Raw genomic sequence first — 2,089 nt, forward strand, 5'->3', positions numbered from 1 at the left:
GCTCGGCGGGGCCGTGGTGCGGCAGACCGGGGTGGACGCGAAGGTGGCGGTGGTGGTGGAGACGCAGGCGGACCCGTACCGGGAGCAGCCGCTCACCGCGCGGATCGTCCGTGCGGTCAACGCGTACGAGGACCTGTGCGGGGAAGCCGTGGGAGGGGCTCTGGGGGCCTTGGAGCAGTTGCGCATCGGCACCGGCCACGACTACCAGCCGCAGGTGGTCGAGGCGCTGGCCGGAGTCCTGGCGAGGGGCGGTCCGCCCCGGGTACGAACGGGGTAACCCATGGGTAATGAGCGGGCGTCCGGCCGGGCATGGTTGGATGCGAAAGAAGAGGGTGTCCAGTCGGGACAGGCGGGAATCGTGAGGATCTTCGGGAAGGCACGGCATCGGCCGTCCGCCTCGTGGCGGCAGGCCACGGACCGCGCGTTCACCCTGATCGGCGACGGCCGGTACGAGGACGCGGGAGCGCTGCTGACGCGCGCGGCGGACCTGGAACCCTGGCTCTCCGAGTCCTGGTTCAACCTGGCGCTGCTGCACAAGTTCCGGCACGACTGGGAGCAGGCGCGGTCGGCGGGACTGCGGGCCGTCGCGCTGCTGGACCGGGAGTCCGGCGCTCCGGACTGGTGGAACGTGGGCATCGCCGCGACCGCGCTCCAGGACTGGCCGCTGGCCCGCAGGGCCTGGCAGGCGTACGGCCTGAAGGTGCCCGGCACCGGGGCGCAGGGGGCCGCTGCGACCACCGAGCCGACCGGCATGGAGCTGGGCAGCGCCGCAGTGCGGCTGTCGCCGGAGGGCGAGGCCGAGGTGGTGTGGGGGCGCCGCCTCGACCCGGCCCGGATCGAGGTGCTGTCGATCCCGCTGCCGTCCTCCGGACGGCGTTGGGGCGAGGTCGTGCTGCACGACGGGGTGCCCAACGGTGAGCGGGTGACCGCGGCGGGTCCCTCGTACCCGGTGTTCGACGAGATCGAGCTGTGGGCGCCTTCGCCGGTGCCGACCTGGGTGGTGCTGCTGGAGGCGGCCACCGAGGAGGACCGGGACGCGCTGGAGAAGCTCGCCTCGGACGCCGGGTTCGCCGCCGAGGACTGGTCCTCGTCGGTGCGGCTGCTCTGCCGGTCCTGTTCGGAGAGCCGGATGGAGAGCGACGAGGGCGACGGCGAGCACCTCGACCCGCATGACCACAGTGAGCCGGGTCACCCCGGTCCGCTGGGGCATCGCACGGCGGGCGGTCTCTGGGCCCCGGAACGCGAATGCGGCCTCGCCGCCCCGGCGGGGCTGGTGCGGGGGCTGCTGGACGGCTGGGTCGCCGACAGTCCGGACAGCCGCGAGTGGCGGGATCTCGAAGAAGTCTGCTGACCGTGCCCCCGGGCTCCGTCTCCCCGTAGGCTGTACGGGCACCGATTCCCAGGTGCTGATCTGCCCGGACTCCGGGTTTCACGGTTCACGGTTTGCAGGAAGGCGTACGGCGGACATGTCGCAGCAGGAGACGGACGAGCGGATCGGCGTGGACGACGAGGTTTTCGTCGTGGACACGGAGGACTGCGAGGAGCGTGAGGCGGCGTACCGCGAACGCGGCACCTCCCGTCCGATCACGGTCGTGGGCAACCCGGTCCTGCACAAGGAGTGCCAGGACGTCACCGAGTTCGGCGACGAGCTGGCGCGGTTGATCGACGACATGTTCGCCAGCCAGCGGACGGCCGAGGGCGTCGGCCTGGCAGCCAACCAGATCGGCGTGGACCAGAAGGTCTTCGTCTACGACTGCCCGGACGACGACGGGGTGCGGCACGTGGGCGTCGTCGTCAACCCGGTCCTGGAGGAGCTGCCCCCGCAGGCCCGGGTGCTGGACGACTCCAACGAGGGCTGCCTGTCGGTTCCGACCGCGTACGCCGAGCTGGCCCGCCCGGACTACGCCGTGGTCAGCGGCCGGGACGCGCAGGGCAACCCGATCAAGGTGCGGGGCACCGGCTACTTCGCGCGGTGCCTCCAGCACGAGACGGACCACCTGTACGGCTACCTCTACATCGACCGGCTGTCGAAGCGGGACCGCAAGGACGCGCTGAAGCAGATGGCCGAGGGCACCCCGCGCTACGAGAT

Annotated in this window: 2 protein-coding genes and 1 pseudogene; all 3 read left to right on the plus strand. The window is 71.9% G+C overall.

Annotated features, from left to right (window positions below):
- Positions 1 to 277, plus strand: a pseudogene (locus tag ACFWEP_RS34250) (metal-dependent phosphohydrolase); the annotation flags it as partial.
- An 81-nt stretch (positions 278 to 358) separates the two neighbouring features.
- Complete coding sequence (locus tag ACFWEP_RS34255) at positions 359 to 1,351, plus strand: hypothetical protein (RefSeq protein WP_328719507.1); 993 nt, start codon at positions 359 to 361, stop codon at positions 1,349 to 1,351.
- Between the two features lie 115 nt (positions 1,352 to 1,466).
- Positions 1,467 to 2,089 (plus strand): peptide deformylase (gene def, locus ACFWEP_RS34260; protein WP_387376157.1); only part of this gene is annotated, 623 nt, incomplete at its 3' end.

The sequence above is a fragment of the Streptomyces sp. NPDC060198 genome, from assembly GCF_042728415.1.
In the GTDB taxonomy this organism is placed as follows: domain Bacteria; phylum Actinomycetota; class Actinomycetes; order Streptomycetales; family Streptomycetaceae; genus Streptomyces.